Origin of the sequence: Ferrovum myxofaciens (genome assembly GCF_000735045.1) — a bacterium.
Lineage (GTDB): Bacteria > Pseudomonadota > Gammaproteobacteria > Burkholderiales > Ferrovaceae > Ferrovum > Ferrovum myxofaciens.
The window spans coordinates 1-253 of record NZ_JPOQ01000294.1; the positions used below are offsets into that span (position 1 = coordinate 1).

Below are 253 nucleotides of genomic sequence, written 5' to 3' on the forward strand. Positions count from 1 at the left end.
ACGACAACGCCCCTGTGATCTGTTCATTGAAGAGAAACCACACCTACGCCCGCTCAATTCCAATCCTTACGACTATGCCCGCACCCTCAGTTTGGTGGCCAACAGTCAGTTCCGCTTTACCGTCGACACCAACCACTACTCCGTTCCCGCTGATTATGCACACCGCCGTCTGACCATCAAGGCCCATCCTGATCGCCTGTGTGCCTATTACGACGGACAACTCATCGCCCGTCATGTCCGCTGCTATGACCGA

General features: G+C 55.3%; 1 protein-coding gene. It reads left to right on the forward strand.

Features of this window, described 5'->3' with window-relative positions; genetic code table 11:
- Positions 1–253: Mu transposase domain-containing protein (locus IV91_RS18595; protein WP_031599357.1), on the forward strand; the 253-nt coding region annotated here is incomplete at both ends.